Annotated in this window: 5 protein-coding genes and 1 pseudogene; all 6 read right to left on the bottom strand. The window is 65.9% G+C overall.

Annotated elements, in window-relative coordinates; genetic code table 11:
• Nucleotides 1-561 (bottom strand): annotated as a pseudogene (locus ACESL8_RS08145) (molybdopterin molybdenumtransferase MoeA); the annotation flags it as partial.
• Entirely contained in the window at nt 558-1028 is a 471-nt protein-coding gene (gene moaC, locus ACESL8_RS08140) for a cyclic pyranopterin monophosphate synthase MoaC (RefSeq protein ID WP_372917670.1), read from the bottom strand. The gene moaC and the pseudogene ACESL8_RS08145, both read right to left, overlap by 4 nt.
• On the bottom strand, nt 1025-1816 hold the full coding sequence (trpC, locus tag ACESL8_RS08135) for an indole-3-glycerol phosphate synthase TrpC (protein WP_372917668.1): 792 nt from the start codon (nt 1814-1816) through the stop codon (nt 1025-1027). The genes moaC and trpC overlap by 4 nt, the downstream gene beginning before the upstream one ends.
• Nucleotides 1813-2796, bottom strand: coding sequence for an anthranilate phosphoribosyltransferase (gene trpD, locus ACESL8_RS08130; RefSeq protein ID WP_372917666.1), 984 nt, complete (start codon nt 2794-2796; stop codon nt 1813-1815). The genes trpC and trpD overlap by 4 nt, the downstream gene beginning before the upstream one ends.
• Nucleotides 2793-3395 carry an aminodeoxychorismate/anthranilate synthase component II gene (locus ACESL8_RS08125; protein ID WP_372917664.1) on the bottom strand — a complete coding sequence of 201 codons (603 nt, stop codon included), beginning with the start codon at nt 3393-3395 and terminating at the stop codon, nt 2793-2795. Before ACESL8_RS08125 ends, trpD begins: the two co-directional genes overlap by 4 nt.
• Nucleotides 3396-3468: 73 nt before the next feature.
• The gene (locus tag ACESL8_RS08120; RefSeq protein WP_372917672.1) at nt 3469-3702 is read right to left on the bottom strand and encodes a DUF427 domain-containing protein; all 234 of its coding nucleotides are present in this window, start codon (nt 3700-3702) and stop codon (nt 3469-3471) included.
• Nucleotides 3703-3716 lie beyond the last annotated feature (14 nt).

The following is a 3716-nucleotide window of genomic DNA, read 5'->3' as shown; positions in this document are numbered from 1 at the left end:
ACGGCCGGTCGCAATCAGCACCACGCGCGGGCGCCGCACCGCCGGCAGCGCCCGGTGGCCGCCGGCAGCCGCCAGGCCAAGATGCACCGCGCCCAGCCGTGTGCCGGCAGCAATCAGGCCATCCCCGCCAGCAAAATCCTGCCCTGCAGCGCGGATATGCGCTCCGATGCGCGGTGGGCCTTCGCCAACCAGCCGCGCCCAAGGGCCATCGGCGCGATCGTCCCGCGTTACCTCTTCCTGTACCACGATCACGTCTGCTCCGGCCGGCAGCGGCGCCCCGGTAAAGATGCGCACCGCCTCGCCTGAACCCACCGTACCGGCCCAGCCATGCCCGGCTGCACTTTCCCCCACCACCCGCCACGGCAACTGCAGATCGGCCCAGCGGATCGCATATCCGTCCATCGCGGCAGCAGCGAACGGCGGTTGGGTGAGGTGCGCGGTAACGTCTTCGGCGAGCACGCGGCCGGCGCAATCCTCCAGCACCACCATCTCGGCCGGCAGCGGCTCCGCCCCGGCCAGCAGCCGGTCCAGCGCTGCCGCAAAGGGCAGCAAACCGCTCATGTTGCCGCGAAATCCCCTGATCTGCCACCGGATTTCTTCAGCAGGCGGATGCCGTCGATGCGCATGCCGCGGTCCATCGCCTTGGCCATGTCGTACACGGTGAGCAGCGCGGCGGACACGGCGGTGAGCGCCTCCATTTCCACGCCGGTGCCATGGGTGGTAGCAACCGTGGCAGTGGCGCGAATGCCTGCGGCTTCAATGGCGAGGTCCACGCTCACCGCGTCGATGGGCAGCGGATGGCACAGCGGGATCAGATCGGCAGTGCGCTTGGCCGCCATGATGCCGGCGATGCGCGCGGTGGCGAGCACGTCGCCTTTCTTCACCGCTTGATCTGCAATGGCTTGCAAAGCGTCCTTCGCAACATGTATGAATCCTTCGGCCACCGCTTCGCGCCTCGTGGCGGTTTTGGCGCTGATATCCACCATCCGCGCCGCGCCGCTGTCATCGAGGTGGGTCAGCCTGCTCACGCGGGGAGGCCCAGCAAGGCGCGGGTAGCGGCCGCCACATCGTCCTGCCGCATCAGGCTTTCGCCCACGAGGAAGGTGCGGATGCCCACGCCTGCCAGCGCGGCGAGATCGGCGTGGGAGGACAAGCCGGATTCGGCAACCAGCATCTTGCCAAGCGTATCTGAAAGTTCAAAACTTGTCTTGAGACTAACCTCCAACGTCTTCAAATTGCGATTATTAATGCCGAGCAAGGGCGTCTTCAGCGCCAGCGCGCGGTCACGTTCTGCGGCGTTGTGCACCTCGATCAGCACGTCCATGCCCCACGCAATCGCGAGCGCTTCCAGTTCAGCCGCCTGCGCGTCCGACAGCGCCGCCATGATGAGCAGGATGGCGTCCGCTCCCAGCGCGCGGGCTTCGACCACCTGATAGGGATCGACGATGAAATCCTTGCGGATGACCGGCAACGCGCAGGCAGCGCGGGCCTGCACCAGATAATCATCATGCCCCAAAAACCAGCGGTCTTCAGTGAGCACCGACAAACAGGCCGCGCCGCCCGTTTCATAGGCGCGGGCCAAGGCTGCGGGATCAAAATCGGCGCGGATCAACCCTTTGGACGGGCTGGCTTTCTTGCATTCGGCAATTAACGCAAAACGGTCGTCGGCATGCGCGGCGTGCAGCGCGTTGACGAACCCGCGCGGGGCATCGGCGGTGCGGGCCGCTGCCTCCACATCGGCGAGGCTGCGCGCGGCCTTGCGGGCGACATAGATGGCCTGCTTGTGGGCGACGATCGTTGCGAGTGTATCGGTCATCGAAAGGCAATCCAGTGAGAAAGGACATCGGCAGCGGCGCCGCTGTCAATGGCGGCGGCAGCTTGAATGGCACCCTGCGGCAGCGTGAGACCAGGTCTGACCACGGTCAAGGCGGCGGCGGCATTCAAAAGCACCATGTCGCGATATGCATCTGCGCGTCCGGCCAGAAGTGCCTGCAAACGTTGTGCATTATACGCCGGCGTACCGCCTTTGAGTGCTTCGTTCGGATGACGCGGCAGGCCAGCGTCTGCCGGCGCGATCGTGCGCGGGGTGAGGGCACCTGCTACCAGCGCAACGGCCGTTGTCTCACCGGAAATCGCCACTTCGTCGAACCCCTGACCGTGCACCACCAGCGCGGCGCGGCTGCCCAGATGCGACAGCGCCTGCGCCATCAGCGGCACCGGGCCGGGGGCAAACACGCCGAGCAATTGCTGATCGACACCAGCCGGATTGCACAATGGCCCCAGCAGGTTGAAGATCGTCCGCCGCGCCAACTGGCGCCGCACCGGCGCCACCCGCGCCATCGCCGGGTGGTGCCGGGCGGCATGCAGAAACGTGATGCCCACCGTGTTCAGGCACGGCCCCAGCCGGTCCATCGGCAATTCCGGCACGCCCAGCACCATCAGCACATCCGCCGCGCCGCTGGTGGAGGAGGCGGCGCGGTTGCCATGCTTGGCCAGCTTCACGCCGCACGCCGCCACCACGAGGCTGACGGCGGTCGAGATATTGAGGCTGTGCATCCCGTCACCGCCAGTGCCGCACACATCCAACGCGTCCGGCGCACGGAACGGCTGGATGGCGCGGGCACGCAGGGCGCGGGCCGCAGCGACCACTTCGCCCACCGTCTCGCCGCGGTCTGCCAGCGCGGTGAGAAACGCAGCGAGCGCAACATCGTCCACCTTGCCGTCAAAAATTGCAGCAAATGCCTCTTCCGCTGCGCCATCATCCAGCGGGCGGGTTGGATCGAGAAGCCCGCTCATGCCGTGACCGAAAGATCCGGCCTTAACCCGGCCAGCGCCATGAAATTTGCCAGCAACCGGTGGCCATGCTGGGTAGCGATGCTTTCGGGATGGAATTGCACGCCGTGCAGCGGCAGTTCGCGGTGGTGCATGCCCATGATCAAGCCATCCGGGCTGTGGGCGTTGACCACCAGATCGGCGGGCAGGCCAGCTTCGCGCACGGTCAGGCTGTGATAGCGCGCCGCCTCGAACGGGCTGGGAATATCGGCAAACACGCCGCTGCCATCGTGGGTGATGGCGCTCACCTTGCCGTGCATCACCTGCGGTGCGCGCTCCACGATACCCCCAAATGCTTGCCCCAACGCCTGATGGCCCAGGCACACGCCAAACAAGGGGATGCGAGTTTCGGCGGCAGCAGCGATGAGCGCAAGGCAGATGCCGGCTTCGTTCGGCGTGCACGGGCCAGGCGAAAGCAGAATCGCTTCGGGGCGCATGCCCATCGCGTCTTGCGTGGTCAGCGCATCGTTGCGCACCACGATCGTCTCAGCCCCCAATTCGGCCAGATAATGGACCAGATTGAAGGTGAAGCTGTCGTAGTTGTCGATGACGAGGATAGCCATGCGCTGGCTTTAGCGGCTTGGGGCGTCCCCGTCATCTGCCAACCGTCATCTGCCAACCGTAACCTGCCAAGCGTCAGCCCGTGACCTTCACGCCCTTCCAAAAGGCCAGCCGGCCCTTGATCTGCGCGGCTTGCGGCTTGGGATCGGCATAACACCACACTGCGTCGCGGTTCTCTTTGCCGTCCACCACCAGCGAACGATAGTTGGCGGTGCCTTTCCAGCCGCACACGCTGGTGGTGCTGCTCGGCAGCAGCAGCGCCGGGTCAACGGAATCGGCGGGAAAATGGTGATTGCCCTCGACTACCACGGTGTCTGGCGTGT

Source organism: Sandarakinorhabdus sp. (genome assembly GCF_041689835.1).
GTDB lineage: Bacteria > Pseudomonadota > Alphaproteobacteria > Sphingomonadales > Sphingomonadaceae > Sandarakinorhabdus.
Note: the sequence above shows the minus strand (reverse complement) of the source record. Positions and strands in the feature narration are given on the sequence as shown.